This is a genomic window from Georhizobium sp. MAB10 (assembly GCF_045012825.1).
GTDB lineage: Bacteria > Pseudomonadota > Alphaproteobacteria > Rhizobiales > Rhizobiaceae > Georhizobium > Georhizobium profundi.
This window is the reverse complement of sequence record NZ_CP118314.1, coordinates 3,204,630-3,231,072: the sequence shown is the minus strand read 5'-3', so window position 1 is coordinate 3,231,072 and position 26,443 is coordinate 3,204,630. Positions and strand designations below refer to the sequence as shown.

At 63.5% G+C, this 26,443-nt stretch carries 18 protein-coding genes and 2 pseudogenes; 18 read left to right on the top strand and 2 right to left on the bottom strand.

Translation table 11 applies throughout. From position 1 onward, the window contains the following. The first annotated feature begins 1 nt into the window (after position 1). From PU133_RS15400 to PU133_RS15315, 18 genes and pseudogenes are all read left to right on the top strand, one after another. Positions 2–640, top strand: coding sequence for a TIGR02217 family protein (locus tag PU133_RS15400; protein ID WP_404862402.1), 639 nt, complete (start codon positions 2–4; stop codon positions 638–640). Then, positions 637–1,530, top strand: a pseudogene (locus PU133_RS15395) (DUF2163 domain-containing protein). Before PU133_RS15400 ends, PU133_RS15395 begins: the two are co-directional and overlap by 4 nt. Next, positions 1,527–1,976 (top strand): NlpC/P60 family protein, encoded by a 450-nt coding sequence (locus PU133_RS15390; protein ID WP_404862401.1) that lies wholly within the window; start codon positions 1,527–1,529, stop codon positions 1,974–1,976. The pseudogene PU133_RS15395 and the gene PU133_RS15390 overlap by 4 nt, the downstream one beginning before the upstream one ends. A 65-nt stretch (positions 1,977–2,041) precedes the next feature. Then, positions 2,042–5,280, top strand: a pseudogene (locus PU133_RS15385) (glycoside hydrolase/phage tail family protein). A 28-nt stretch (positions 5,281–5,308) separates the two neighbouring features. Beyond that, positions 5,309–5,515: a hypothetical protein gene (locus tag PU133_RS15380; protein ID WP_404862400.1), complete on the top strand. Its 207-nt coding sequence runs from the start codon at positions 5,309–5,311 to the stop codon at positions 5,513–5,515. Positions 5,516–5,641: 126 nt separating this feature from the next. Next, positions 5,642–5,899 (top strand): hypothetical protein, encoded by a 258-nt coding sequence (locus tag PU133_RS15375; RefSeq protein ID WP_404862399.1) that lies wholly within the window; start codon positions 5,642–5,644, stop codon positions 5,897–5,899. 57 nt (positions 5,900–5,956) lie between these two features. Further along, positions 5,957–6,646, top strand: a complete 690-nt coding sequence (locus PU133_RS15370; RefSeq protein ID WP_404862398.1) for a response regulator transcription factor — start codon at positions 5,957–5,959, stop codon at positions 6,644–6,646. Beyond that, the gene (locus tag PU133_RS15365; RefSeq protein WP_404862397.1) at positions 6,618–8,057 is read left to right on the top strand and encodes an ATP-binding protein; all 1,440 of its coding nucleotides are present in this window, start codon (positions 6,618–6,620) and stop codon (positions 8,055–8,057) included. Before PU133_RS15370 ends, PU133_RS15365 begins: the two co-directional genes overlap by 29 nt. A gap of 217 nt (positions 8,058–8,274) precedes the next feature. After that, positions 8,275–8,631, top strand: coding sequence for an RT0821/Lpp0805 family surface protein (locus tag PU133_RS15360; RefSeq protein WP_404862396.1), 357 nt, complete (start codon positions 8,275–8,277; stop codon positions 8,629–8,631). A gap of 125 nt (positions 8,632–8,756) precedes the next feature. After that, a complete protein-coding gene (gene ccmI, locus PU133_RS15355; RefSeq protein WP_404862395.1) occupies positions 8,757–9,992 on the top strand; it encodes a c-type cytochrome biogenesis protein CcmI in 1,236 nt (411 codons plus the stop codon). Then, positions 9,989–10,438 (top strand): cytochrome c maturation protein CcmE, encoded by a 450-nt coding sequence (gene ccmE, locus PU133_RS15350; protein ID WP_404862394.1) that lies wholly within the window; start codon positions 9,989–9,991, stop codon positions 10,436–10,438. The genes ccmI and ccmE overlap by 4 nt, the downstream gene beginning before the upstream one ends. A gap of 40 nt (positions 10,439–10,478) precedes the next feature. Further along, positions 10,479–12,491, top strand: a complete 2,013-nt coding sequence (locus tag PU133_RS15345; RefSeq protein ID WP_404862393.1) for a heme lyase CcmF/NrfE family subunit — start codon at positions 10,479–10,481, stop codon at positions 12,489–12,491. Then, the gene (locus tag PU133_RS15340) at positions 12,488–12,967 is read left to right on the top strand and encodes a cytochrome c-type biogenesis protein (protein WP_126010990.1); all 480 of its coding nucleotides are present in this window, start codon (positions 12,488–12,490) and stop codon (positions 12,965–12,967) included. The genes PU133_RS15345 and PU133_RS15340 overlap by 4 nt, the downstream gene beginning before the upstream one ends. Before the next feature lie 129 nt (positions 12,968–13,096). Beyond that, entirely contained in the window at positions 13,097–14,632 is a 1,536-nt protein-coding gene (locus tag PU133_RS15335) for a Do family serine endopeptidase (protein WP_126010989.1), read from the top strand. A gap of 222 nt (positions 14,633–14,854) precedes the next feature. Further along, positions 14,855–15,535 (top strand): response regulator transcription factor, encoded by a 681-nt coding sequence (locus tag PU133_RS15330; protein WP_404862392.1) that lies wholly within the window; start codon positions 14,855–14,857, stop codon positions 15,533–15,535. Positions 15,536–15,539: 4 nt separating this feature from the next. After that, the gene (locus PU133_RS15325) at positions 15,540–16,952 is read left to right on the top strand and encodes a sensor histidine kinase (protein ID WP_404862391.1); all 1,413 of its coding nucleotides are present in this window, start codon (positions 15,540–15,542) and stop codon (positions 16,950–16,952) included. A 25-nt stretch (positions 16,953–16,977) separates the two neighbouring features. Beyond that, positions 16,978–19,977: a bifunctional [glutamine synthetase] adenylyltransferase/[glutamine synthetase]-adenylyl-L-tyrosine phosphorylase gene (locus PU133_RS15320; RefSeq protein WP_404862390.1), complete on the top strand. Its 3,000-nt coding sequence runs from the start codon at positions 16,978–16,980 to the stop codon at positions 19,975–19,977. Between the two features lie 199 nt (positions 19,978–20,176). Next, positions 20,177–20,809: an EF-hand domain-containing protein gene (locus PU133_RS15315; protein WP_404862389.1), complete on the top strand. Its 633-nt coding sequence runs from the start codon at positions 20,177–20,179 to the stop codon at positions 20,807–20,809. A gap of 255 nt (positions 20,810–21,064) precedes the next feature. On the opposite strand, the gene PU133_RS15310 is transcribed toward PU133_RS15315, so the two are convergent. Together PU133_RS15310 and pepN are read right to left on the bottom strand one after the other, a co-directional pair. Beyond that, a complete protein-coding gene (locus tag PU133_RS15310) occupies positions 21,065–23,446 on the bottom strand; it encodes a PAS domain-containing sensor histidine kinase (protein WP_404862388.1) in 2,382 nt (793 codons plus the stop codon). Positions 23,447–23,581: 135 nt separating this feature from the next. Continuing rightward, positions 23,582–26,227 (bottom strand): aminopeptidase N, encoded by a 2,646-nt coding sequence (gene pepN, locus PU133_RS15305; protein WP_404862387.1) that lies wholly within the window; start codon positions 26,225–26,227, stop codon positions 23,582–23,584. Between the last annotated feature and the right edge of the window lie 216 nt (positions 26,228–26,443).

The following is a 26,443-nucleotide window of genomic DNA, read 5'->3' as shown; positions in this document are numbered from 1 at the left end:
CATGACGGATTTTCACGACGTGCGGTTCCCGCTGCGGCTGGCAATCGCGACGAGCGGCGGCCCGGCGCGGCGGACCGACATCGTGCAACTGAACAACGGTCGCGAGCAGCGTAATGCGCGCTGGGCAAACGCGAGGCGCCGTTACGACGCCGGGACCAGCGTCCGCACGCTCGACGATCTGCATACGCTGCTGGCGTTCTTCGAGGCGCGGCGCGGACAATTGCACGGCTTTCGCTTCTGCGACCCTATCGACTTCAAATCCTGCGCTCCCTCCATGGCCATTGCTGCGACGGACCAGCAGATCGGCGTCGGTGACGGAGCACGCACGCGGTTCTCGCTTGTGAAGCGCTACGGCGATGCTGCTGCATCCGTCTCCCGGTCGATCAGCAAGCCCGTGCAAGCTTCTGTGCTGTTGGCGGTCGACGGCGAAGTGGTGCCGGTCGATCGGTACATGGTCGACGCAATGACTGGCGACGTCGTTTTCTCAACCGGCTTCGAGCCGGCTGTCGGAGCCGCCGTTTCGGCCGGCTTCGAGTTCGATGTCCCGGTCCGCTTCGACATGGATCGGCTCGAGATCAGCCTGACCGCCTTTAAGGCCGGCCAAATCCCTTCGGTGCCGATGGTGGAGATCGCGCCATGAGGGTTCTGCCTGAGCCGCTGGCGACGCATCTTCGCCAGGACGCAACGACGATGTGCAATGCCTGGAGGCTGACACGGGCCGATCGTGTCGTGCTGGGCTTCACCGACCATGATGCGACGCTGAGCTTTGCCGGAACGGCATTTTCGCCCGTAAGCGGTTTCGTCGGGACCTAGGTCGAAAGTGGGCTGGGCCTTGCTGTCGATACAAGCGAGGTCGCAGGCGCGTTTTCCTCAGACGCGATCACCGAGCAGGACCTGAAAGCTGGGCGCTACGATGGCGCGCGCGTGGAGCTTTTTGCAGTCAACTGGATGGCGCCGGCGGAGGGCCATCTGCTGATGCAGGTTTTTGATCTGGGCGAGGTTTCGCGTGCTGGACAGGCCTTTCGTGCTGAGCTGCGCAGCATGGCGCAACGGCTCGACGCCGTCCGGGGGCGTGTCTATGGCCGCCGCTGCGATGCCAATCTCGGCGATCACCGATGTCGCGTAACCCTCGATGCGCCAGAGCTGACTGGAGTGGGGACCGTCACTGCTGTTGCAAACGGAGCAAAGCTGCGGGTCATCGGGATCGAGAGCTTTGACGATGGCTGGTTTCGCTACGGCCTTGCCACCTGGCAGAGCGGTGTGAACACGGGAGTGTCGGTTGCGGTGCTCAATCACACCCGTCACGACGATGGCACGGAGATCGAGCTGTGGTCGCCGATGGCCGGTGCGCCGCAGGAAGGCGACACGCTCCAGCTCACGTCGGGCTGTGACAAGACGTTCAAGACGTGCCGAGAGAAATTTGCCAACGTCCTGAATTTCAGAGGATTTCCGCATCTGCCGGGTTCCGACTTCGCCTATGGCTATGCCGGCGAAAATGGTCTGCACGACGGTGCGCCGGTGGTGCCATGACGACGCCGGTTATCACGCGACAGCGCATACTCGACGAAGCGAGGCGGTGGTTGGGCACGCCTTATCGGCATCAGGGATCGAGCCTGGGCATCGGCTGCGACTGTCTCGGCCTTGTCTGCGGTGTCTGGCGCGCCGTCTACGGCTGCGAACCGGAGGCGCCTGGTCCCTACGCTGCGGACTGGGCAGATGGCAACCAAAGCGAGAGGCTGCTGGAAGCGGCGGAACGCCATTGCGGCGCGGCCTTCGGCCTCGCCGCCGCGCAGCCGGGTGACCTGATCGTGCTGCGCTGGAGGCCTGATCAGCCGGCAAGGCACATTGGCATCTTGAGCGGCCCCGACCACTTCATCCACGCCTACGAGCAGGCGAGCGTCGTCCAATCGGCCCTGGTGCCTTCGTGGCGGCGCCGTGTCGCCGCAGCCTATTGCTTTCCAGGGATCACCGACTGATGGCAACCATTCTTCTGCAGACGGCAGGCGCTGCATTCGGCAGCCTGTTCGGTCCATTCGGCGCGATCGTCGGTCGTGCGGCAGGCGCCTTGGCCGGAGCAGCTGTCGACCGGGCGCTGATCGGCGGCGAAACGCGGCGTGGGCCGCGCCTTGAAGGCGGGCGCATTCCGTCTGCCGAGGAAGGCGCGGGGATCAATCGCCTGTATGGCACGGCGCGGATTGCAGGCACGCTGATCTGGGCGACGCGCTTCGAAGAGGCCGTGACGCGGGAGCGACAAGGTGCGAAGGGCGGCGGTCAGCGGGTCGAGACCTACAGCTATTTCGGCAATTTCGCGATCGGTCTGTGCGAGGGCGTGATTGCCGGCGTGCGGCGCGTCTGGGCCGACGGACAGGAGCTCGACTTGACCGCAATCGAGATGCGGGTCCATAGCGGCACGGAAGAACAGCTTCCCGACCCATTGATCGACGCCAAGCAGCGCGACGGCGAGGCGCCGGCCTACCGTGGGCTCGCCTATGTGGTGTTCGAGCGCCTGCCGCTCTGCCGGATCCGGAAGGCGGAGCCGAGCAGCCGGCCTATCCGTGGCGAGGTCGGATTACGAGTTACCCGGCGCCCGGCCGCACGGGCAGCGCCGATCGCACGGCGGCGGTGCGGGCTCAGGTGGAGGCCTTTTGCGGACCCGCACTGCCGACGGACTTTGCGGTCGAGGCAGGAGGCATCGCCTATTCCGGCAGCGATTCCGGTTATCGACGGTTCATCCTTCACTACGCGCATCTTGCAGCGCAGACCGGCGGCGTCGATGGGTTCATCCTGGGTTCGGAGATGCGCGGCCTGACGCGTCTGCGGGACGAGAACGACGCATTCCCATTCGTCGATGCGTTCATCCGCCTCGCCGACGACGTGCGCTCTATCACGGGTCCTGCCACTCGCCTGACCTACGCCGCCGACTGGACTGAATATTTCGGCTATCGACCGGATGACGGCAGCGGCGACGTGTTTTTCAATCTCGATCCGCTTTGGATGAGCGACGCGATCGATGCGATCGGTATCGACAACTACATGCCACTTGCCGATTGGCGGGACGGTGATGTCATCGATGGCAGTCCCGATGGGTTCGCCAACCTGACCGATCGGGAGGGGATGCGGGCACAGATAGCGGGCGGCGAAGGGTTCGACTGGTATTATGCGACGGCCAGCGACCGCGCCGAGAGGCGTCGCACGCCCATCACCGATGGTGCGCACGACAAGCCCTGGGTCTTCCGGACGAAGGATCTGGAAGGCTGGTGGAGCAATCCTCACTTCGAGCGACGTGGCGGTGTGGAACGCGCGCTGCCGACCGCCTGGCTGCCGGGCGCAAAGCCCATCTGGTTCACCGAGCTTGGCTGTCCGGCGGTCGACACGGGAGCCAACCAGCCAAACGTCTTTCCGGATCCAAAATCGTCGGAAGGGCAAATCCCGTATTTCTCGACCGGTGCGCGGTCCGATCTCATTCAACGACGCTTCATGGAGGCTCATCTCGACCATTGGTCGAGCAGTGAAGTGCCAGCTGGCATGGTCGACCTGGATCACATCTTCGGGTGGACCTGGGATGCGCGCCCCTATCCCGCTTTTCCGGCTGACAGCGCTGTCTGGTCCGATGGGGCGAACTGGCGCACGGGCCATTGGCTGAACGGCCGGCTGGGGACCGCGGCCATGGCAGACATCATCGAAGCGATCGGAATCGACCACGGCGTTTCGTCCATCCGGTGCGACGATCTGAACGTCGATCTCAGCGGCTATGTCCAGAGCGAGCCGATGACGGCACGCGCTCTGATCGAACCGCTTCTCGAACTTGCTCAGGCGGATGCCCATGAAAGTGCAGGCGTCATCCGCATCCGCTCAAGGTCCAACAGCGTTGTGGCGCCCCTGGCAGCGGATGTGCTTGTCGAGCCTGACGAGGATGCGACGATTACGTTTGTGCGATCGCAGCCCGACGAACTCGCCGTTCAATGCATCATCGACCACATCGATCCCGACAAAGATTATTCGGCGGCAATCGGCAGGTCCCGCAGGCTGGAAATGTCGGAGACGCGGCTGCAGCGGCTCTCGCTGCCTGCTGTGATGACCGAGGAAACGGCCGGGGCGCAGGCGGAAGCCTGGTTGCGCGACCATTGGACCGGAGGTGAGCGCGCGACTTTCGCTCTGCCGCCATCTCGGATCGAGGTCGAACCGGGTGACATGTTGCTTCTGGAAGGGCAGGGCACGACACGCTGGGCAGTGACCCGCATCGAAGATGGCGGCTCAAGGCGGATCGAAGCGCGCAGCATCGCCGAGGCTCAGCCGAAATTGCCGGGTACCGGTGGGACGAGGCCGCCGTCACTTCCTGACAGGCTGGCGCCCTGGCTGCCAATGATCGAGTTGATCGATCTCCCCGTGCTCGACGGCTTCGAAGAAACAGGGTGGTTCAAGGCGGCTCTCTGGAGCAGGCCGTTCAAGCGCGCTCTCCTTTCCATGTCGGAAGGGGAGGAAGGCTTTCGCGAGAGAGCGGAAATCGAACGACCCGCTCGCATGGGAGTGCTGACCGCGGCGTTGCAGCCTGGTGTCGCGAGCCGGTTCGACCGTTCTGGTATATTGTTTTGTCGGCTGGCCTTCGGCAGCCTGGAATCTGCAACCGAGCTTGCTGTGTTGAACGGCGCCGACGCGTTGGCAGTGCGCAGCAATTCCGGTGCCTGGGAGGTCGTTCAGTTCACGCACGCCGAGGAGACCGAAATCGGTCACTGGCGCCTGAGCGGCCTGCTGCGGGGGCAGGGCGGTACGGAAGACGCGATGCGTGCGGGTGCAGACATCGGCGCGCGCGTAGTTGTGCTGGATGAGGCGTTGGCGCCGATCCAGTTGCGGCCGAGCGAGGTGGGCATCCCCTTCAACTGGCGAATTACGGCGACCGGCGGAGAAGTCCAGCCACTCGAGACTGCAATGGCAGGCGGAACTCGAGCGCTGACGCCGCTTGCGCCGGTGCATCTCGAAGCCTTTCGGGATCAGGAGGGAAGCATCGACATTCGCTGGATCAGGCGCGGTCGCATCGATCCCGATAGTTGGCTCGGCAGCGACATCCCGCTTGATGCTGACAGCGAGCGATACCGCCTTCAGATCATAGACGCATCTGCGACCCAGCACGTCGCGGACGTCTTCGAGCCCCGGTTTCATCTTTCGGACGCGGAGCAACGCGCGATCTTCGGCGCGCCGCTTTCGACCATCGAGATCACGGTGCGCCAGATCGGATCGCGCATGGCTCTCGGGCTTCCGGCGCGCGCCGTGATCACCCTTTGACTTCCTTCAACCTGACAGGAGAACAAGCATGGATCCCATCAAGCCCTGGTATATGTCGCGCAGCATCTGGGGCGGCCTGGTCGCCGCTGCAGCCTCTCTCGGAAGCCTTTTCGGCTTGACGCTCGAAACGGGTGACCAGCTCATTTTGACGGAGGCATTGCTCCAGGCCATAGGTGCTTTGGGTGCGGCTGCCGCGGTCTATGGTCGGTTTGCAGCCACAAGCCGCCTGTTCTAGAGCCGAAGGACGCCGCAGCCGGGCCCGGCGGCGTCCCTCAAAGAAGATTGCTGGCATTCATTTGCCGTTCAGTGTGCCTCCGGTAAAAGTGCGCCTATGAAACGGACAGCATCAATCGGAACCGCAATGCTAGCGTCACTTCTTTTTTCGGCCGTGGCCGCGACTGCAATGCCGACCGTTCAGGTCGACCACGAGCGGCCGCTCACTCGGATGGTGCAACTTGACTGCGGCGGCGCGGCACAGCGCGTCGTGGCCGAGACCGGTGGCACCCTGCTGTCCGTATCGCCAGGTCCGAATGGAACGTGCAGCGTGACGGTGCTGATCCCCGGCAATGGCAGCGACGACAGGCCACGTCGCGAGACGCGGACCGTTCCCGCCGGTTGACGCAAGCGCCTTCAACAGGCACTGAACCATAATCTTTCCAAAGCGCGGGCCAGCTTTATGCGGATATTGGTTGTCGAGGACGATCGCGATCTCAATCGCCAACTCAGCGATGCGCTCGTCGATGCCGGCTACGTCGTCGATCAGGCCTATGACGGCGAGGAAGGCCATTTCCTCGGAGATACCGAGCCGTACGACGCAGTCGTATTGGATATCGGTCTGCCGGAAATGGATGGCATCAGCGTCCTGGAGCGGTGGCGCTCGGGCGGGCGACTGATGCCCGTGCTCATTCTCACGGCCCGCGATCGCTGGAGCGACAAGGTTGCCGGTATCGACGCCGGTGCCGATGACTACGTGGCGAAGCCCTATCATCTCGAAGAAGTGCTGGCGCGCATCCGCGCGCTCATTCGTCGGGCAGCCGGCCATGCCTCGTCTGAACTGAGATGCGGCCCAGTGCTGCTCGACACCAAGGCGTCGAAGGCCAGCGTCGACGGCCAGCCGCTCAAGCTCACGTCGCACGAATATCGGCTTCTCTCTTATCTGATGCATCACATGGGCGAGGTGGTGTCGCGCACCGAGCTCGTCGAGCACATGTACGACCAGGATTTCGACCGCGATTCCAACACGATCGAAGTGTTTGTCGGCCGCCTGCGCAAGAAGATCGGCGGAGACTACATCGAGACGGTGCGCGGTCTCGGCTACCGCATGCAGGAGCCCGGCAATGGCGGCGGCACGGCCGAAAAGGGTTAGTTCTCTCACCTTACGCGTGTTGGCTGTGTCGACGCTTTGGGCGGTGATCGCGCTCATCGCCGTCGGTCTCATCATCAACACGCTCTATCGCCAAGGCACGGAACGTGGCTTTCGCGAATTGCTGCGCGCGCATCTCTACAATGTCGTGAATTCCGTCTGGATCAACGGCGAGGGCGAGTTGCGCGGAGAACCCGAATTCGGTGATCTGCGCTACTCCCAGCCTGCAACGGGCTGGTACTGGGTCGTGGAGCCAATCGAAGGGTCGAATTCGCCGCCGAAATCCTCGATCTCGCTCGGTGGACGATCGCTCGACCGGCCCAGTCCGGACGAAATCTCCTTCAATGCCCTTTACGAGCGCGCCTATGACGTCGTCGATCCGTTCGGCAACGACGTCGTGGTCATGGAAACCGAAGTTGAACTCAACGACGAAGGGCGCGTCGCGCGCTTTCGCGTGACCGGCAATCGCGATGCGGTCGAGGCCGACGTGGCCGAATTCACAAACCAACTGACGATTGCCCTTGTCATCTTCGGTGTAGCGTCGCTTTTCGTGAATGCCGGCGCGATCCTGATCGGGCTGCGGCCACTGGACAGCGTGCGTCGCGCACTCGAAAGCATCCGAACCGGCAAGAGCTCATCGCTGAACGATGAGTTCCCCCGCGAAATCGCCCCCTTGGCCGGGGAAGTGAACGCCCTGATCGACACGAACCGAAGGGTCGTGGAACGCGCCCGCATGCAGGTGGGCAACCTCGCCCACTCGCTGAAGACGCCGCTGGCCGTGCTGCTCAACGAGTCGAAGAGCATGACCTCCGAGCATGGCGACCTCGTCCGCAATCAGGCGGAGACCATGCAGCGGCAGGTACAGACCTATCTCGATCGGGCGCGTATCGTTGCGCAATCAGGATCCATTCTCGCGCGAACCGAGGCAGAGCCAGCTTTCGAGCGTCTGATACGGGTGATGCGCAGGTTGAATCCCAAACTGGCTTTCGAGTTGAGCGTGAAACCCAAGGGCGTGTGGATCGCGCTCGAGCAGCACGATCTCGAGGAGATCGGCGGCAACCTGCTCGACAACGCCGCCAAATTCGCCCGCAGCCGGATCAAGGTGAGCCTCGCGGTCGGCGCTGTCGCTCCGGCCCGTCCCGACGATGGACCCAGCGATGGCTGGTTGACGCTGGTCGTGGAGGATGACGGGCCCGGACTGACGGCAGACCAGATGGCGGAGGCCGTCAAGCGCGGTCGCCGGCTCGACGAAAGCAAGCCCGGCACGGGGCTTGGGCTTTCCATCGTCGACGAGATCGCGCGGGAATATCAAGGCGTTCTGCGGCTGACGCAGAGCCCGCTCGGTGGACTTCGCGCGGAAGTCACGTTGCCTGCCATCAAGGAAGCGGCGCCTCGGCTGCGACTGCGCTCGTAGGTCGCGAATTCGTCATTTGTTCTGTTGCCTTATCGGCCACAATGCGGCCATAAGCATCGGGCACCCAATTTGCGTGCCGACAATGGCTCCTGCGCCGGAAATTATACTTTTAGCGATGCTTCACTCCCTGCAGCACACAACGAAATTCTTGGTTGTCATTGCGCTAGGCGCCTTGGCCGGATGCGCGTCTTCGCAAACCGGCAGCTCGACACTCGCCATGTTGCCGGCTTCGCTCGGCAGTGAGCGCGGCCAGACGGCCGATAATGCCTTCCTGACCGCGTTGAATGGCGGGATCATCGCCCCGGTTGCCGGCAACACGCTCTCGGAACGCGATCTGCGCAAGGCCTTGGAAGCGGAATACAACGCGCTCGAGGCAGCCCCCGTAGGCCAATCGGTGGCCTGGGCCAACGAACGCTCCGGTTTATCCGGCGAAGTTGCGGCAGCCCAGGCCTATCAGGTGGGTTCCCAGAATTGCCGCCAGTATACGCACACCGTGCGTGGCAATGGCCAGCCGATTGTCGCGAGAGGCACGGCATGCCGCTCGGCGGAAGGCACCTGGACGCCGCTGACGTGATTGCGCCGGCTTAGGCTGATTTTCAGTCGAAAACAGCCGTGCCAGCTTGCGACCAAACGCCCCGAGACCATGGTAACCTTTCGTTTGCTCTTGGAAGATGAGAGCCCGTCGGATATTCGATTGACATGATGTTCTGGGTACTCGCCGCCGTTCTGACTGCCCTCGTGACGATTACGTTGTTGCTGCCCCTTGCGCGCGGCAAGCGCGCCGGCAGCGACGCGGAATACGATGTCGAGGTCTATTCCGACCAGTTGGCCGAAGTCGAACGTGATCGAGCAGGCGGCCTGATCGGCACGGACGAGGCAGCACACGCCCGCGCCGAGATAGGCCGTCGTCTTTTGCGGGCCAAAAAAGCGCAGACTGCCGCAACAGACCGCCGCAGCGGAGGCCGCCTGACGACCGCTGCCCGCCTGTGCGTTCTCGTCGGCGTTCCGCTGTTGGGAATGAGCGTCTATCTCGCGACCGGCGCTCCCGGTCTCCCGGATCAGCCGCTCGCATCGCGTGCCACGACGCCTGAGCAAGCTTCGCCAATCGCGACGATGATCGCTCAGGCCGAGCAGCACCTTGAGGAAAACCCGGATGACGGGCGCGGATGGGACGTGCTGGCGCCGATCTATCTTCGGGCAGGGCAACTGCAGGAAGCGCGCACGGCCTACCTGAACGCCATCCGCCTTTTGGGCCCCACCTCGGCCCGCCAAAGCGGCTACGGCGAAGCGCTTGTCGCGCTCGCCAGCGGCGTCGTCACCGAAGAGGCCGCTGTGGCTTTTCAGTCCGCGCGTGAATTGCAGCCGGACGAGCCGAAGGCAGCGTTCTATCTGGCCTTGGCGCTGGAGCAGGAAGGGCGCGACGACCGTGCCCTTGAAGCGTTCCGCCGGCTTGCAGAACAGTCACCGCCTGACGCTCCCTGGATGACGGTGGTGAACGAGAAAATTGCGGCGCTGGGCGGGCAAGTTGCCGATATCAGTCCTTCCGGTCTGCCGCCTTTGAGCCTGTTGCCGGGTGCCGAAGCAGATTCAGATGCCGTTTCCGGCGATGTCGCGTCGGTTCAGCCGCCGCTTCAGCCCGGCCCATCGCAGGACGATCTGGCTGCGGCGCGTGACATGAGTGACGACGAGCGCCAAGCCATGATCGAAACGATGGTCGGCAACCTTGATCGTCGCCTGCGGGAAAACCCGCAGGATATCGAAGGGTGGATCCGGTTGGTGCGCTCCTATGGCGTGCTTGGTCAGCCCGAACAGGCCGGCGAGGCGTTGGCCCGGGGGCTTGCCGTGTTCCCTGAGGAGAGCGAAGATGGCCGGGCACTGCTTGCCGTCGCGCGCCAGGTTGGAGTTGACCGGCTGGAAGAGGAGGGTGCGCAATGACGCGCAAGCAGAAACGCCTGGCGGTCATCGCCGGAGGCATGGGCGTGGTCGCGGTTGCCGCAGCCCTCGTTCTGGTCGCGCTGCGTGACGAGATCGTCTTCTTCCATTCGCCGAGCGACCTTTTGACCAACGCCGTCGAGCCCGGCACGCGCATCCGGTTGGGTGGCCTGGTTGCCAACGACTCGCTCAATCGCTCGTCCGGCACGCTCGTGCGGTTTGCCATCGAGGACGGCGGCAGCGAGGTGGAAGTGGAGTATAACGGCATCCTCCCGGATCTTTTCCGCGAAGGGCAGGGCGTCATTACCGAAGGCGCGTTTCAGCCAGGAAGTCCGGTTTTTGTTGCGGACACGGTGCTTGCCAAGCACGATGAGAATTATATGCCGCGCGAAGTTGCCGACAGCCTGCGCAAGCAGGGCGTCTGGCAGGGTGAGGGGGAGGCCAATTGATCGATTGTCGATTGGCCACGGATAAGGGAGAGGTAAGCGCATGATCGTCGAACTCGGACATTATGCGTTGATCATCGCCTTTGCGACGGCGCTGGTGCAGTCGGTTCTGCCGGTCATTGGCGCACGGCGCGGCGATCAGTCCTTGATGGCGATCGGGGATACCTCTGCCATCGTTTCCTTCCTGCTCGTGCTGTTGTCCTTCTGCGCGCTGACCTACGCCTATGTGGTTTCCGATTTCTCGGTCCAGAACGTCTACGAAAACTCCCATTCCCTGAAGCCGATGATCTACAAGATCTCCGGCGTCTGGGGAAACCACGAGGGATCCATGCTCTTGTGGATCCTCATCCTCGTCTTCTTCAGTGCGTTGGTCGCCTTCTTCGGTCGAAATCTGCCGAAGTCTCTGCGCGCCAATGTGCTCGCGGTTCAGGGCTGGATCACAACGGCTTTCCTGCTCTTCGTGTTGCAGACCTCGAACCCTTTCGCGCGGATCGTGCCCACTCCGATGGAGGGCCGCGATCTCAATCCGATCCTCCAGGACATCGGGCTCGCGATCCATCCACCGCTGCTCTATCTCGGCTATGTCGGCTTTTCCATCTGCTTCTCCTTCGCCGTCGCGGCGCTGATCGAAGGTCGGATCGATGCGGCTTGGGCGCGCTGGGTGCGGCCCTGGACGCTGACGGCCTGGATATTCCTGACCGGCGGCATCGCCATGGGTTCCTACTGGGCCTATTACGAGCTTGGCTGGGGCGGCTGGTGGTTTTGGGATCCGGTCGAAAACGCGTCCTTCATGCCCTGGCTCGCTGGCACCGCGCTTCTGCATTCCGCACTTGTGATGGAAAAACGCGAGGCGCTGAAGATCTGGACGATCCTGCTCGCGATCATCACCTTTTCCCTGTCGCTGCTCGGCACGTTCCTGGTGCGATCGGGCGTGCTCACGTCGGTTCATACCTTTGCGTCCGATCCGAGCCGCGGCGTCTTCATTCTCGCCATTCTGGTAATCTTCATCGGCGGCGCTTTCGGGCTTTTCGCGCTGCGGGCAACCTCGCTGAAATCCGGTGGACTATTCCAGCCCATCTCGCGTGAAGGCGGGTTGGTGCTGAACAACCTGTTCCTGACCACCGCCACCGCGACGGTGTTGATCGGCACGCTCTATCCGCTCCTGTTGGAGACGGTGACGGGCGAAAAGATTTCCGTCGGCCCGCCCTTCTTCAATCTGACATTCGGTCCGTTGATGGTCCCGCTGCTCTTGGCGGTACCGTTCGGCCCGCTGCTGGCCTGGAAGCGCGGCGATCTGCTCGGCGCTGCTCAAAGGCTCTATGTTGCGGCCGGTCTCGCTCTGCTTGCCGGTCTCATCGTTGTCTATTTCACGACTGGGGCGCCGGTGCTGGCGGCGCTCGCTCTCGCCATCGGCTTCTTCGTCATGTTCGGCGCGGTCACCGATCTCGCGTTGCGGGCAGGCGTCGGCAAAGTGTCGGCAGGCATCGCGATACGTCGACTCGCCGGCCTCCCGCGATCGGCCTTCGGTGGCGCGATGGCGCATTTCGGTCTCGGCGTCATGGTGATCGGCATCGTCGCTGTCACAGCATTCGAAACCGAGGCGGTTGCCGAAATGGCGCCGGGCCAGACGATCGATGCCGGCGGATACACGCTTCGCTTTGATAGCATGGACCCGAACCAGGGCCCGAACTACGTCGAGGATGTCGGCCACTTCACCGTGCTGCGGAATGGCGCGGAAATCTCGCGCATGGATTCTGCAAAGCGCGTCTACACCGCGCGGCAGATGCCGACGACCGAAGCCGGCATCCTCACCCGAGGCTTCAGCCAGCTTTACGTGTCGCTCGGTGACTTTGTCACGCCGGAGGGCGCCGAGGCGCCAACCGCCATCGTCGTGCGCGTCTGGTGGAAGCCGCAAGTCACGTTGATCTGGATCGGCTCGGTCATCATGGCTTTCGGCGGATTGATATCGCTGTCGGATCGTCGCCTGCGCGTCGGCGCGCCGAAGCCGCACCGTCAGCGCACGGCTGCCGGTCCTGTGATGGAGCCGGCGGAATGATCGGGAGCGCGCGCATTCTTGCCCTCCTGATCGTCGTCATGGGGCTGGCGTCGCCCGCGTTCGCGGTGCAACCCAACGAAATTCTGGACGATCCGGCTTTGGAGCAGCGGGCACGCTCCATCTCCGCCGAACTGCGCTGCATGGTCTGTCAGAACCAGTCCATCGATGACTCCGATGCGGAACTGGCGCGGGATCTTCGCGTGCTTGTGCGGGAACGGCTGGTGTCGGGTGACACCGATGAGCAAGTCTACGACTACGTGGTTTCCCGCTACGGCGAGTTTGTGCTCCTGCGTCCTCGCCTGTCGATCCAGACGCTTGCGCTCTGGGCCGCACCCATTCTGGTCATGGGCGCTGGCATCGCCGCCATCGCAACGTTCCTGCGCAACCGTGATCCGCTTCAGGCCGGTCCGACGCTGACAGAGGGCGAGGAAAAGGCAATCGCCGATCTGCTGAAAGAGCGCTCGAAACGCAGCTGACGTCGTCAAGCTGGTCAACATTACCAAAATTTCATGTCGAGGACAGAGCGCCGTAATGTGACGTGCCCTATCTCTATGTCGACGCTGCCAAAGCAGCACGAAATCGGCAAGAACGAGGGTTAGACGTCCATGAAATCGAACCAGTCCTTCCAGACAAAGCTGAAAAGCATCCTGGCCACATCCACCATTGCTGGCGTCGCCGGTGTGATGCTCGTCACCGGCGTGCCGGCAACCATCAGCGCGATGGCCGATCCAGTCCGGATCGAGGCTCCGACAACCGCGCCAAGCTTCGCGGATGTGGTTGAGGCCGTTTCGCCGGCTGTCGTTTCCGTCCGCGTCCAGGGAGAAGCCGAAGAGGTCGCGCAAAACGAGGGCTTCGGTTTCCAGTTCGGACCTCCCGGCCTGGAAAATCTGCCTGAAGACCATCCGATGCGCCGGTTCTTCGACGAATTTGGTGGCCCGAACTTTGGCCAGCCAGGCCGACCCGACCGACCGAACCGTCCCCGCGGTCCGATGCCCGTTTCTCAGGGATCCGGCTTCTTCATCTCCGATGACGGCTATCTCGTCACCAACAACCACGTCGTCGAAGGCGGCTCGAGCTACAGCATTATCCTTGATGATGGCACCGAATTGTCGGCCGAGCTGATCGGCACTGATAGCCGGACGGACCTTGCAGTGCTTAAGGTCGATGCGGACCGAGAATTCACTTATGTCGAATTCGGTGACGATCAGGGCGCGCGGGTCGGCGATTGGGTCGTTGCAGTCGGCAACCCGTTCGGTCTGGGCGGCTCCGTCACTGCCGGCATCATCTCAGCTCGCGGTCGTGAAATCGGTGCAGGACCCTACGACGACTTCCTGCAGATCGACGCAGCCGTGAACCGCGGCAACTCGGGCGGTCCGACGTTCAACCTCTCCGGTGAAGTCATCGGCGTGAACACCGCGATCTTCTCTCCTTCCGGCGGCAATGTTGGCATCGCGTTCGCGATCCCGGCCACTCTTGCACAGGACGTCGTGCAGGATCTGATTGAGAGCGGCAGCGTCAGCCGTGGTTGGATCGGTGTGCAAATCCAGCCAGTCAGCGAGGATATCGCTGAGTCCCTCGGATTGGCCGAAGCTTCCGGTGCTCTCGTCACCGCGCCCCAGCCCGATGCGCCTGCAGCTGCCGCCGGTATCGAATCGGGTGACGTGGTGACGGCCGTGAACGGAGAAGCCGTTGAAAATCCGGGTGATCTTGCCCGCCGCATCGCTTCTATCGAGCCGGGCACCGAGGTCGAGCTTTCGGTCTGGCGCAATGGCGCTTCGGAAACGGTTGCCGTCACGCTAGGCACGTTCCCAGCAGATGAGCAGCAGGCATCCGCGACGGAAGAAGCAGTACCCGCGCCTTCGAGCGGTGGCGAACTGACCGAATTCGGCATGACCGTTGCCCCCTCGGACGATGGCAATGGCGTGGTCATCGCTGAACTCGATCCAGACGGCACGGCCGCGGAGCGTGGTTTCCAGGTCGGTGACGTGATCGTGCGCGTACAGGATCGGGATGTCGCGAGTGCCGAAGACATTACGGCAGCCGTTGCGGCCGCCGCTGAAGATGGTCGAGGCGCAGCGCTTTTCCAGCTGCGCAGCGATGAGCAGAACCGCTTCGTCGCACTGCCGATCGATCAAGGCTGAGCGGAGCGAATCGAGGCGGACCGTGACGTGGGTTTCCGGTCCGCCGTCTTCGCCCGAGGATCCGCAAACCTGCTCGCGACGCCACAAGGCGACGTTGATCCCCGGACGGAGACTTGAAGAGACGGCGAGCCGGCCCCCACGGCTCGCCGTTTCGCATTCGGGTGCGACCGATCCCATTCCCAACCCTGTCCAAGCATCGAATTTGTGCCTATGAAAGAATTCATGAAAATCCTGCTGATCGAAGACGACCGAGATGCTTCGACCTATCTGGTCAAGGCGTTTCGCGAGTCCGGTATCGCGGCCGATCATGCAGCCGATGGCGACACCGGCTTTCATATGGCCAGCGAAAACACCTATGACGTTCTGGTCATCGATCGCATGCTGCCGAAGCGCGACGGCCTGTCGATCGTCTCGGAACTGCGGCGGCTCGGCAATGAAACGCCAGTCCTCATCCTGTCGGCGCTCGGCCAGGTCGACGATCGCGTGACGGGTCTGCGCGCAGGCGGCGACGACTATCTCCCCAAGCCCTATGCGTTCTCCGAACTCCATGCCCGCGTCGAGGTTCTCGCGCGCCGCAAGGTTGGCACGCGTGAGAGCGAGACCAGCTACCGGGTCGGCGATCTCGAACTCGACCGACTATCCCACGAAGTGCGGCGGGGAGGGCGCGACATCACGCTGCAGCCGCGCGAGTTTCGGCTTCTGGAATATCTCATGCGCAATGCCGGTCAGGTGGTGACGCGGACCATGCTGCTCGAGCATGTCTGGGACTACCACTTCGATCCGCAGACCAACGTCATCGACGTCCACATTTCGCGCCTGCGATCGAAGATCGAGAAGGATTTCGACCAGCCCTTGCTGCGCACGGTGCGCGGTGCCGGCTACATGATCAAGGCGGATAGTTGAGCCGATGAAGCGGCTGCGCGCCCTTTTCGGCACAACGGCTGTCCGCCTGTCGGCCCTTTATCTGGGCCTCTTTGCGCTCTGCGCCGTGGCGCTTGTCTTCTACGTCACCGCCATCTCCGGCAATCTCCTGCGTGCACAGACCCAGGAAGCCATCGATGCGGAGATGAGGTTCCTTTCGCGGGCTTACCAGACCGGCGGCATTACCCGCCTCGTGCGCGTCGTCGAGCGTCGGTCCCGCCAGCCGGGCGCCGGGCTCTACACGATCACCGCTCCGAACGGCGAGATCGTCGCTGGCAATGTCGCCTCTCTCCAGCCGGGCACGCTGGACCGCGAAGGCTGGACGGCGCTTCCCTTCCGCTACGATCGCTATACCGAGAACGACGATACGGCGCGCCAGCACACGGCGCTCGCCCAAATCGTGTTCTTGCCGAACGGCATGCGCCTGCTGGTGGGTCGCGATCTCGGCGAGCCGGAGCTTTTCCGCAACCTGGTCCGGCGCGCGCTCGTCATCGCGCTGGCCATCATGGGGTTCGGCGCGCTGGCCATCTGGTTCTTCGTCGGTCGCCGCGCCCTTCAGCGCATCGACCGCATGGATCAGGCAAGCCGCAAGATCATCGCAGGTGATCTGGGGCAGCGCCTGCCAGTGGGCAGTTCAGGCGACGAATTCGACCGGCTCTCGGAATCGCTGAACGCGATGATCGGCCGGATCGAGAAGCTCAACGAAGGCCTGCGCCAGGTCTCCGACAACATCGCCCACGATTTGAAGACGCCGCTGACGCGGTTGCGCAACCGCGCCGAGATGGCGCTCGCCGCAAGCGATACGGTCGATGACTATCGCGGCGCCATGGAGGATGTGATCGGCGAGAGCGACCAGCTCATCCGCACCTTCAACGCGCTTTTGATGATTGCCCGTGTCGAGGCGGGATCGGCGGCCGCCGAACTCCAGGACATCGATCTTTCGGAGATCGTCACCGACACGGTGGAGCTCTACGAGCCGCTGGCCGAGGATGCAGGCGTTACCCTGACCACCGCGGTCGCGCCCGGCATCTCGGTCAAAGGCAATCGGGAACTGGTCGGGCAGGCGCTGGCCAATCTCATCGACAACGCGATCAAATATACGGCCGGCCTGCCTTCGGCGCGGATCGACGTTCGGCTGGAACGCGTGCCGGAAGGCCCGACGATCACCGTGGCCGACAACGGGCACGGTATTCCGGCCGACAAGCGCGCGGCTGCCGTTCAGCGCTTCGTGCGGCTCGATGACAGCCGCTCGCGCCCGGGCACTGGACTGGGGCTGAGCCTTGTGGAGGCGGTGATGCATCTTCATCGCGGCCGGCTTGAACTGCTGGACGGCCTCCCGCATGAAGAAGCCGATGATTTACGGCCGGGACTCGCCGTCCGCATGCTGTTCGACGGCTAAGAATTCCGGCGCCTGGGAGGGCGACGTGACGAAGACTGAATTGACCACCGCCGCCGCCCTTGCCGACCTTCTGGCTTCGCCGCTTCGGCCGCTGTCCAAGGCCGACGAGAAATCGGCACGCGCGGCACTGAAAGATTTCGCTGCGCGGGCTCCCGGATTGGGGGAAGCGTTGGCGAAGAACAGCGCGCTCGCCGATTTCCTCGCGGCGACCTTCTCCTTGTCACCCTTTCTGCGCGATACCGCTTTCGCAGATCCGGCGATGCTGGCGCGTGCGGTCACCGAACCGCTCGATCACAATCTTGACGCCCTGTGCCGGCGGGCACGCCAAGCGTGGAAGCCTGCCGAAGGCGCTGAAGGCCCCGTGACCGAGCAGGCCCTGATAGCCTCGCTGCGGCGGCTGAAGCGCGAGGCGGCGCTGACGCTCGGGCTGGCCGATCTTGCGGGCGTCGCATCTGCCGCGGAAACGACCGCTTGGCTGAGCGATGTGGCCGAAGCGAGCCTCGCCGCTGCAATCGATTTCCTGCTGCTTGGTCTGGATGATGCCGGCAAGATCACGCTGCCCGATCGCGCCAATCCCTCCCAGGGCTCGGGCCTCATCGTGCTGGGCATGGGCAAGCTCGGCGCGCGCGAACTGAACTATTCTTCCGATATCGACATCGTTCTGTTTTTCGAGCCGGATGCCCGTGTGCTGAAGGATCCGGGCGATGGGGCCGATCTCTTCTCCAAGATGGCGCGCCGGCTGATCCGCATCATGCAGGAGCGCACCGGCGACGGATATGTCTTCCGCACCGATCTCCGGCTGCGTCCGGATCCCGGCTCGACGCCGCTCGCGATCCCGGTCGAAGCCGCGCTGAATTATTACGAGGGCAGGGGCCAGAACTGGGAGCGCGCCGCCTTCATCAAGGCGAGGCCCGTTGCGGGCGATCTGGAGGCCGGCCAGCAGTTCTGCCGCGAGCTCGTGCCCTTCGTCTTCCGCAAATATCTCGATTATGCGGCGATCGCCGACATCCATTCCATCAAGCGCCAGATCCACGCCCATCGTGGTTTCGGCGATATCGCGGTCAAGGGGCACAACGTCAAGCTCGGCCGCGGCGGCATCCGCGAGATCGAGTTCTTCGTCCAGACGCAGCAGCTGATCGCCGGTGGCCGCATGCCGGCCCTGCGCGGGCGGCGCACCGACGAGATGCTCCAGGCGCTGGTGCAGGCCCGGTGGATCGATGCCGAAACCGCCGATACGCTGACCGAAGCCTACTGGTACCTGCGCGATATCGAGCACCGCATTCAGATTGTCGGCGACGAGCAGAGCCACACTTTGCCGGAGACCGAAGCGGAGCTGAAGCGCATCGCTTACCTCGCCGGGCACAAAGACACCAAGGTTTTCGCCGCCGACTTCACGCGCCGTCTGAAGACGGTCGAGCACCACTACGCCGAACTCTTCGAGCACGAGAGCCACCTGTCCGGCGAGGCCGGGAACCTCGTTTTCACCGGCGAGGACGACGACCCCGACACGATGGCGACGCTGAAGCGGCTGGGCTTCGACAAACCCTCGGAGATCGCCAAGATCATCCGCACCTGGCACTATGGCCGCTACCGTGCGACCCAGTCCGCCGAAGCGCGGGAGCGCCTGACGGAACTGACGCCGAAGCTTCTGACCGCGTTTGGCCGCACGCGGCGCGCCGACGAGGCATTGCTGCGCTTCGACAGCTTCCTCTCCGGCCTGCCATCGGGCATCCAGCTTTTCTCGCTGCTCGGCCAGAACCCGGGGCTGCTTTCGCTCATCGTCACGATCATGTCGTCGGCGCCGCGTCTGGCCGACATCATCGCGCGCAAGCCGCATGTCTTCGACGGCATGCTCGATCCGTCGCTGCTCGCCGAACTGCCGACGCGCGACTATCTCAAGCAACGTCTCGATGCGTTTCTGCTCGGCAATTTTGCCTATGAGGAGATTCTCGATCGGCTGCGCATCGTCGCTTCCGAACAGCGCTTCCTCATCGGCGTGCGCTTGCTGACCGGCGCGATCACCGGCGCGCGCGCTGGTCGGGCGCTCACCGATCTGGCCGACCTCATTCTCGAGACGACGCTGCGGGCAGTGGAAGCGGAAGTCGCCTCGGTCCACGGCAAGGTGCCCGGACAGCGCGTGGCCCTGCTTGGCATGGGCAAGCTCGGCAGCCACGAAATGACGGCCGGCTCCGATATCGATCTGCTCCTGATCTACGACCACGACGCCGACGCCGATGAATCGGACGGCAAGAAGCCCATCGACCCGCCGCGCTATTTTGCCCGGCTGACGCAGCGCCTCATCGCCGCCCTGTCGGCGCCGACATCGGAGGGTGTGCTTTATGAGGTCGATCTGCGCCTGCGCCCTTCCGGCAACAAGGGCCCGGTCGCGACCCGCATCAACGCATTCGCCAAGTATCAGCGCGAAGAAGCCTGGACCTGGGAGCACATGGCGTTGACCCGGGCGCGTACCGTCGCTGGCGACGAAAGCCTCAGAGCAGATGTCGACACGATCGTGGCCGAGATCATCGCCGGTCGACCGGATCGGGCGAAGATCGCGTCCGACGTCTTGGAGATGCGCCAGCTGATGGATCAGGAAAAACCACCGAAGAGCAACTGGGACCTGAAGCTCATTCCCGGCGGTCTGGTGGACATCGAGTTCATGGCGCAGCATCTGGCGCTCGTGGAGGCGTTTCCGGACGGCGCCGAACGGCCGACGACCACCGCCGATGTGTTGGCGGCTTTGGGGCCGAGGAAGCTTAAAGACGACGATCTGGAGACGGTGCTGGCCGCCTTGTCGCTCGAGACGGAGCTTTCGCAGATGATGCGGCTCTGCCTCGACAGCGATTTCGACCCCGCCGAGGCCCCCGCCGGCCTGATCGACCAGCTCTGCCGAACGGCCGAATTACCGGACCTGAAGACGCTCGAGGCGGACCTGAAACGGCAGGCAAAGCAGGTGCGCACGATCATGCTCGGCCTGTTGAACGCCGACATCGCACAGGCCACCGCTGTGCACAGCAAGGGTTGATCCACTCCAGCTTTAAGCGGCAAGCCTCTGCAAAGATTACTGAATTGTAATGCCATGGTCATCCGCCATTCATCGGCCGAATGGCACCTTCCTTCCCAGAGCTTCGGTTGAACGCCGCGGCTTTGCCGGACCGGATCCGGTCGATCTCAATGGCCCGAAGCCGCTTGGAAGCGGACTGCGCCCACGAAGGAGTATGAGGATGACAATCGCACGCAAGGCCACTTTGGCGACACTGATCGCGGCCCTTCTCGCCACGTCGAGCTTCGCGATCGCCCAGCAATCCGACAACGCCGACGACCAGACGGTGCCCGCGATCGAAGAGCCGATGGACGATGATGCCGGCTCGATGGAAGGCGGCGACGCGGAAATCATGGAAGAAGACGCCGATGCCGGCCCGGCCATGCGCGGTCCCGGCCGCCGTGCGGATCGCATGCTGCAGCGGCTCGATCAGGACGGTTCGGGCGATATCAGCGTCGAGGAATTCGGCCAGCGCCGTCTTGGCTGGTTGAGCGAAGCTGATGCCGATGGCGACGGTGTGGTCTCCATGGAAGAATTGACGAGCGCCATCGACCAGCGCCGTCAGGAACGCCGCGAAGCCCGCTTGCTGGACCGCTTCGACATCAATGGCGACGGTGAGATCACCATCGAGGAACTGGAGCGCCACCAGGAAAAGCGCTTTGCTCTCATGGACCGCAACGATGATGGCGTGCTGACCGCAGACGAAATGCCCAGTCGCGGCGAGGGCATGCGCGGCCCGCACGGCCGCATGGGCCACCATGGCAAGGGTCCTGGAGGTGGTCACCACGGCATGATGGAGCGCTACGGCCGATAGGCCAGCCGCAGAAGCAGGAAAACCTTATCCCCGGGCGGTGCTCGGGGATGAGACGCATCCAGGACCGACTGAGTCTCAGCTCAGCGGATCGTCGGGAAAAGCCCGACCGTGATGACCGAAAGACCGCACCATGCCGACGCTTAGGTTGCGCTACGGGCTCTGAACACCTGTCATCCTCGGCCTCGCGCCGAGGATCTACCGCACCATCCATTCGACAAATGTCAGCCGATCGACGGTATCACCAGGCCAGCCGGCTCAAGCCACCCGCGCTTCGTACCGTCCCTGCTCATTGGCGAACGCGATGACGTTCGATAGGCGGCGCTGCTCGCGGTTGGGGATGCGGATCGAGACGATGGTTCCGACGCCTTCGATCGACTTGATGCGCATCGTTCCACCGTGCAGTTCGGTCAACGACCGGGAAATCGCGAGGCCGAGCCCCGAGCCGCCATTGGTGCGCGAAAACTGGTTCTGCACTTGCTCGAAGGGCTGACCGATCTTGCCGAGCGAGGATTTCGGAATGCCGATGCCGCTGTCGGCGATTGATAGGATGACCGCACCGGACACTTTTCGCGCGGTCACGGCCACGCGTCCACCTTCGTCGGTGAATTTTACGGCGTTCGACAGAAGGTTGAGCAGGATCTGCTTCATCGCACGGCGGTCCGCCGGCAACGCCAGGCCCGGCTCGATGCGCTGCACCACGTGAAGGTGCTTCTTTTCCGCCGGGATGGCGGTCAGGCGCATGGCTTCCTCGACGAGCGGCGCAAGGTCGATCGCCTCGCGCTCCAGCTTCATCTGGCCGGCCTCGATCTTCGACATGTCAAGAATGTCGTTGATGACGTTGAGCAGATGCGTGCCGGACCCGTGGATGTCGCGGGCATATTCCACGTACTTGTCCGAGCCGAGCGGCCCGAACATGCCCGCGTGCAGGATTTCCGAGAATCCGATGATGGCATTCAGCGGTGTGCGCAACTCGTGCGACATGTTGGCGAGGAAGGCCGACTTCGCCTGGTTGGCCGCCTGGGCGCGTTCCTTCTCGGCCATGTAGTTGGCGTTGAGCTCCGAGAGCTCGACCGTCTGGCGCTGCAGCTTCATGCGCGAGTTCGACAGGTCGCCGATGGTCGCCATCAGGCGCTTCTCGGAATCGGCCAGCCGCTCCTGCTGGCGCTTCAGCTGCGTGATGTCCGTGCCGACCGAGACGAGGCCGCCGTCGCGCGTGCGGCGTTCGTTGATCTGCAGCCAGCGTCCGTCGGCAAGCTGCACTTCGCTGGTCTGCGACTGCTGGATCGTGCCGCCATCCGCCATGCGGCGCTCCACAACCGGCCGTGTCGAGGCCGCATAGACCACGGCGCGCGGCGTACCGGGGCGCAGCACCTCGTCCGGCAGGCCGTACATGGTGCGGTAGTTTGAGTTGCAGAGCACGAGCTCTTCGTTCTTGTCCCAAAGCACGAAGGCTTCGGACGTGCTTTCGATCGCCTCGAACAGGCGCTGATCGGCCTCGGCCGTCTTCTGCACGAGCTTGTGCTGCTCGGTCACATCCATGGCGATACCGATGAGATGTGTCTGGGTCGACGAGCGGTCGATCACCTGCGCACGGGCGCGCATCCACACATAATGGCCATCGGCATGGCGCATGCGGAAAATCTGGTCGACCTGCTTGGTCTCGCCGCGTGCGATGGATCGGGCAATCGAATAGAGATCGCTGTCGTCGGGATGCATGAGCCGCATCGCATCGCCGAACGACAGCACGCAGTCGCGCGGCGGCATGCCGAGCATTTCGTACATCGAGCTCGACCAGTACATACGCCCTCGCGCCATGTCCCAGTCCCACAGACCGCAGCGGCCGCGCGAGAGCGCCGTATCCACGCGCAGATGCGATTCCATGTAGATATCGTCGGCTTCCCGTGCCCGGGTGGCCTGGCTGAAATAGGCGTAGAGGATGACGAGCAGCACTGCCGACGTGGCCGTGAACAGCGTGACGTTCAGCGACACGGAACGGCGCCAGTCCTCCATGATCGGCGTCAGCGGTGCAAGCGTCAGCACCGAACCTTCGCCCGATGGCAGATGCGATACACTGACGAGATAGGACACGTCGCCATGCTCGATCTCGCCGACGCCAGCGCGCTGGCCGAACCGCCACATGGCGGAGCTTTCAGGCGCCAGCACATGGGCGGAAAGCCCGATGAGCGAAGAGCCGTTGGCCGTTGCGGCGAAGACCCGCGCCGTGGTGTCCGCTACCAGCATGATCTGGCCTTCGCTCAGCCGCTCCGTCGGCAGCAGCCGGTTGAGGCGTGCTTCGGTATCCCAGCGGGCGGTGTCGCCCGAGAGATCGGCATCTGACAGGATGGCGCTCGCAGCGGTGACGGCCATGACGACGGCGTCGCGGCCCTGATCGATGGCGGCTTCGCGCTGGCCCGTCAGGTCGACGAAGCGCGCGGCTCCCACCACCAGCAGGAAGACGACGATGAGGATCGGGATGGAGCGCTTGAGATAGGGCTCAGCCTTGACCAGCTGCGCATAAGTTGGCCGGGCGAAGAGCTTGGCGTGTCCGGCGAGGTTTCCATCCCACGCTTTCACCCCACCCTTGTCGGTGGACATGGCAAGGCCATCGGCCGCGCCCAAAGGCTGCGCTTCCGCCATTGTTCCCAACTTCCTTCTGGAGCGATTCGGCTATCCCATCTCCGAATCTGCCCTAAGGAATCATGGGCGAATCGTGTTGTCCAGAGCCGTCGGCAATCTTTCTTTAACCTTCTCGGCCCCTGCGTTAACGGCGCCTTACGCCAGCGTTCGTTTCACGATGTCGCTGACGTCGGTGGAGAGCCCCTCGACCGCGGCAATTCGCGAAAGCGCAGCACGTGCGTGTTCGCGCCGGCCGGCTTCGAGCGAGCGCCAGGAGCGCATGGAAGTCAAAAGGCGGGCGGCGAGCTGCGGGTTGCGGGCGTCGATCGCAAGCACCTGATCGGCGAGGAACCCGTATCCCGCGCCGTCTTCGCGGTTGAACCCCGTGGGGTTGCCCGATGCAAAGGCGCCGATGAGCGCCCGCACGCGGTTCGGGTTGGAGAGCGCGAAATGGCGTGTTTCCATCAGCCCCTTCACATGATCGAGCGTATCGGCGCCCGGCGCCATGGCCTGGATCGACAGCCACTTGTCGATCACCAGCGGGTCGCCGCCAAAGCGTGCCTCGAAGGCCGCGAGAGCTTGTGTGGCCTCGGCCGATCCCGGGAAGAGATGCGCCAGAACCTGAAGCGCCGATGCCATATCCGTCATGTTGTCGGCCTCGTCGAAAACGCCGAGCGCGCGTTTTGGGTCCGCATCGGCAATCGAGAGGTAGCTGAGCGCAACGGCCCGCAGCGCGCGCTTGCCCGCACTGATCGCATCCGGCGAGAAGAGCCCGGGCGTCGCCATCTCGTCGAACAGTTTTTCCGCAACCGGTTTGAGCACCTGGGCGACCGCGGCAAGCACGGCATCGCGGCCGCGCTTGATCGCATCCGGATCGATGTTGCTGCCGAGTTCGCGCGCAATGTCGGCCTCGCTCGGCAGGCTTAGCGCCTGGGCGCGGAAGGCCGGCTCCAGCGTCTCGTCGCTGGCACTGGCGATCAGCGCCGCGATTAGGTCGGGGTGGACCGACACCGCCCGACCGTCACCCGAAAGCTTCGCCGCATCCAGCAGTATCCGCAACGCAAATTCGTTCAGCGCCTGCCACCGGGCAAAGGCATCGCTTTCGTGCTTGGCGATATGGGCGAGATCGGCCGATGCCTGTTCGAAGGACAAATTGATCGGCGCAGAAAATCCGCGGTTGAGCGACAGCACCGGCCGGCTGCCCAAGCCCTTGAAGACGACACTCTGGCGGCGTTCGGTCAGATGGATCACGTCGCCATCGATGCGCGCACCCGAAACCTCCGCTGGTTCGGGTTCTCTTCCGTCTTCGAGCAGCAGCCCAAAGCGCAAGGGGATGTGCATGATCTTCTTGGAGCTTTCACCGGGCGTTGCGGCCACCGACTGTTCCAGATCGACGGTCAGGCTGTCTGAACGCTGGTCGTAGTTGACGGACACGCTGACGGTCGGCGTGCCGGCCTGATGGTACCAGATGGCGAACTGGGCAAGGTCGGTGCCGGTCGCATCCTCGAAGGATTTGACGAAATCCTCGATCGTCGCGGCTTCACCGTCATGGCGCTCGAAATAGAGATCCATGCCCTTGCGGAAGCCTTCGGCACCGAGGATCGTCGCGATCATGCGCACGACCTCCGAGCCTTTCTCGTAGACCGTCGCCGTATAGAAATTGTTGATCTCGCTGTAGGTCACCGGCCTGGGCGGGTGGGCGAGCGGGCCGGCATCTTCCGGAAACTGATGCGCCTTCAAAAGCCGCACCTCGGCAATGCGCTTGACCGGACGCGAGCGCATGTCGGCGGAGAATTCGTGGTCGCGGTAAACGGTCAGCCCTTCCTTGAGGCAGAGCTGGAACCAGTCGCGGCAAGTGATTCTGTTGCCGGTCCAATTGTGGAAGTACTCATGCGCGATGATCGCCTCGATATTGGCGTAGTCGGCATCGGTCGCAGTCTCAGGGTCAGCCAGCACATATTTGTCGTTGAAGACGTTGAGACCCTTGTTCTCCATCGCCCCCATGTTGAAATCGGACACCGCGACGATCTGGAAGATGTCGAGATCGTATTCGAGCCCGAAGACGTCTTCGTCCCATTTCATCGAGCGCTTCAGCGCGTCCATGGCATAGGCCGCGCGCGCCTCCTTGCCGTGCTCCACATAGATCTTGAGGTCGACCGATCTGCCCGACGCGGTGGTGAAGACATCGTCGACGACGCCGAGATCACCAGCGACGAGGGCAAAGAGGTAGGACGGCTTGGGGTGCGGATCGTGCCAGACCGCATAGTGCCGGTTTCCATCGAGCTCGCCGGCTTCCACGGGATTGCCATTCGAAAGCAGGAGCGGGGTCTCGCTCCGGTCGCCCTCGATCCGAACGGTGTAGACGGCGAGAACATCCGGCCGATCAAGGAAGTAGGTGATCCTCCGGAAGCCCTCAGCCTCGCACTGGGTGCAATAGACGCCATTGGAGCGATAGAGCCCCATCAGCTGCGTGTTGGCGGCCGGGTCGAGCCTTGTCGTGACCGTCACGGAAAAAGTGCCGTTCGCCGGCAGATCGTGGATCGTCAACCGATCCGGCGTGACGTCGTATCTCTGGCTCTCCGCGGTTTCGTTGTCGATGGAAAGCGAAACCAGTTCCAGGGCGTCGCCGTCGAGCACCAGTGGCGCATTGGCCGGAACGCCATCGCGGCGGCGGAGCGTCATCTGGCTCACGACTTCCGTATCCGCGCCGGCCAGGCGGAAGGTCATCGACACCGTCTCGATGGCAAAATCGGTCGGACGGTAATCGCTCAGATGAAAAACCTGGCCGGTCTCGGTACGCATGAATGGCACGCCTTGCTGACTGTGAGGGATCGTGCTGTCCTATCGGAACAGCGTTGCCATGGAAAGCGCAGGGGCAATGCTGGCGCCGATGGGCAAACGATGTTTTTGCCTATTCGGGCTCGACATTCGCGCGCTTGGATTTAACTATCGGACGGTCAGAAAGCGGCCGGTGCGATCTCAGCACCCGTTTCGCTTTCGCGTCATTCGGCTCCGTCT

Bases quoted from the DNA above. Each gene is read 5' to 3' on its own strand.
- PU133_RS15400 (WP_404862402.1), top strand. From the start codon at position 2: ATGACGGATTTTCACGACGTGCGGTTCCCGCTGCGGCTGGCAATCGCG.
- PU133_RS15390 (WP_404862401.1), top strand. From the start codon at position 1,527: ATGACGACGCCGGTTATCACGCGACAGCGCATACTCGACGAAGCGAGG.
- PU133_RS15380 (WP_404862400.1), top strand. From the start codon at position 5,309: ATGGATCCCATCAAGCCCTGGTATATGTCGCGCAGCATCTGGGGCGGC.
- PU133_RS15375 (WP_404862399.1), top strand. From the start codon at position 5,642: ATGCTAGCGTCACTTCTTTTTTCGGCCGTGGCCGCGACTGCAATGCCG.
- PU133_RS15370 (WP_404862398.1), top strand. From the start codon at position 5,957: ATGCGGATATTGGTTGTCGAGGACGATCGCGATCTCAATCGCCAACTC.
- PU133_RS15365 (WP_404862397.1), top strand. From the start codon at position 6,618: ATGGCGGCGGCACGGCCGAAAAGGGTTAGTTCTCTCACCTTACGCGTG.
- PU133_RS15360 (WP_404862396.1), top strand. From the start codon at position 8,275: ATGTTGCCGGCTTCGCTCGGCAGTGAGCGCGGCCAGACGGCCGATAAT.
- ccmI (WP_404862395.1), top strand. From the start codon at position 8,757: ATGATGTTCTGGGTACTCGCCGCCGTTCTGACTGCCCTCGTGACGATT.
- ccmE (WP_404862394.1), top strand. From the start codon at position 9,989: ATGACGCGCAAGCAGAAACGCCTGGCGGTCATCGCCGGAGGCATGGGC.
- PU133_RS15345 (WP_404862393.1), top strand. From the start codon at position 10,479: ATGATCGTCGAACTCGGACATTATGCGTTGATCATCGCCTTTGCGACG.
- PU133_RS15340 (WP_126010990.1), top strand. From the start codon at position 12,488: ATGATCGGGAGCGCGCGCATTCTTGCCCTCCTGATCGTCGTCATGGGG.
- PU133_RS15335 (WP_126010989.1), top strand. From the start codon at position 13,097: ATGAAATCGAACCAGTCCTTCCAGACAAAGCTGAAAAGCATCCTGGCC.
- PU133_RS15330 (WP_404862392.1), top strand. From the start codon at position 14,855: ATGAAAATCCTGCTGATCGAAGACGACCGAGATGCTTCGACCTATCTG.
- PU133_RS15325 (WP_404862391.1), top strand. From the start codon at position 15,540: ATGAAGCGGCTGCGCGCCCTTTTCGGCACAACGGCTGTCCGCCTGTCG.
- PU133_RS15315 (WP_404862389.1), top strand. From the start codon at position 20,177: ATGACAATCGCACGCAAGGCCACTTTGGCGACACTGATCGCGGCCCTT.
- PU133_RS15310 (WP_404862388.1), bottom strand. From the start codon at position 23,446: ATGGCGGAAGCGCAGCCTTTGGGCGCGGCCGATGGCCTTGCCATGTCC.
- pepN (WP_404862387.1), bottom strand. From the start codon at position 26,227: ATGCGTACCGAGACCGGCCAGGTTTTTCATCTGAGCGATTACCGTCCG.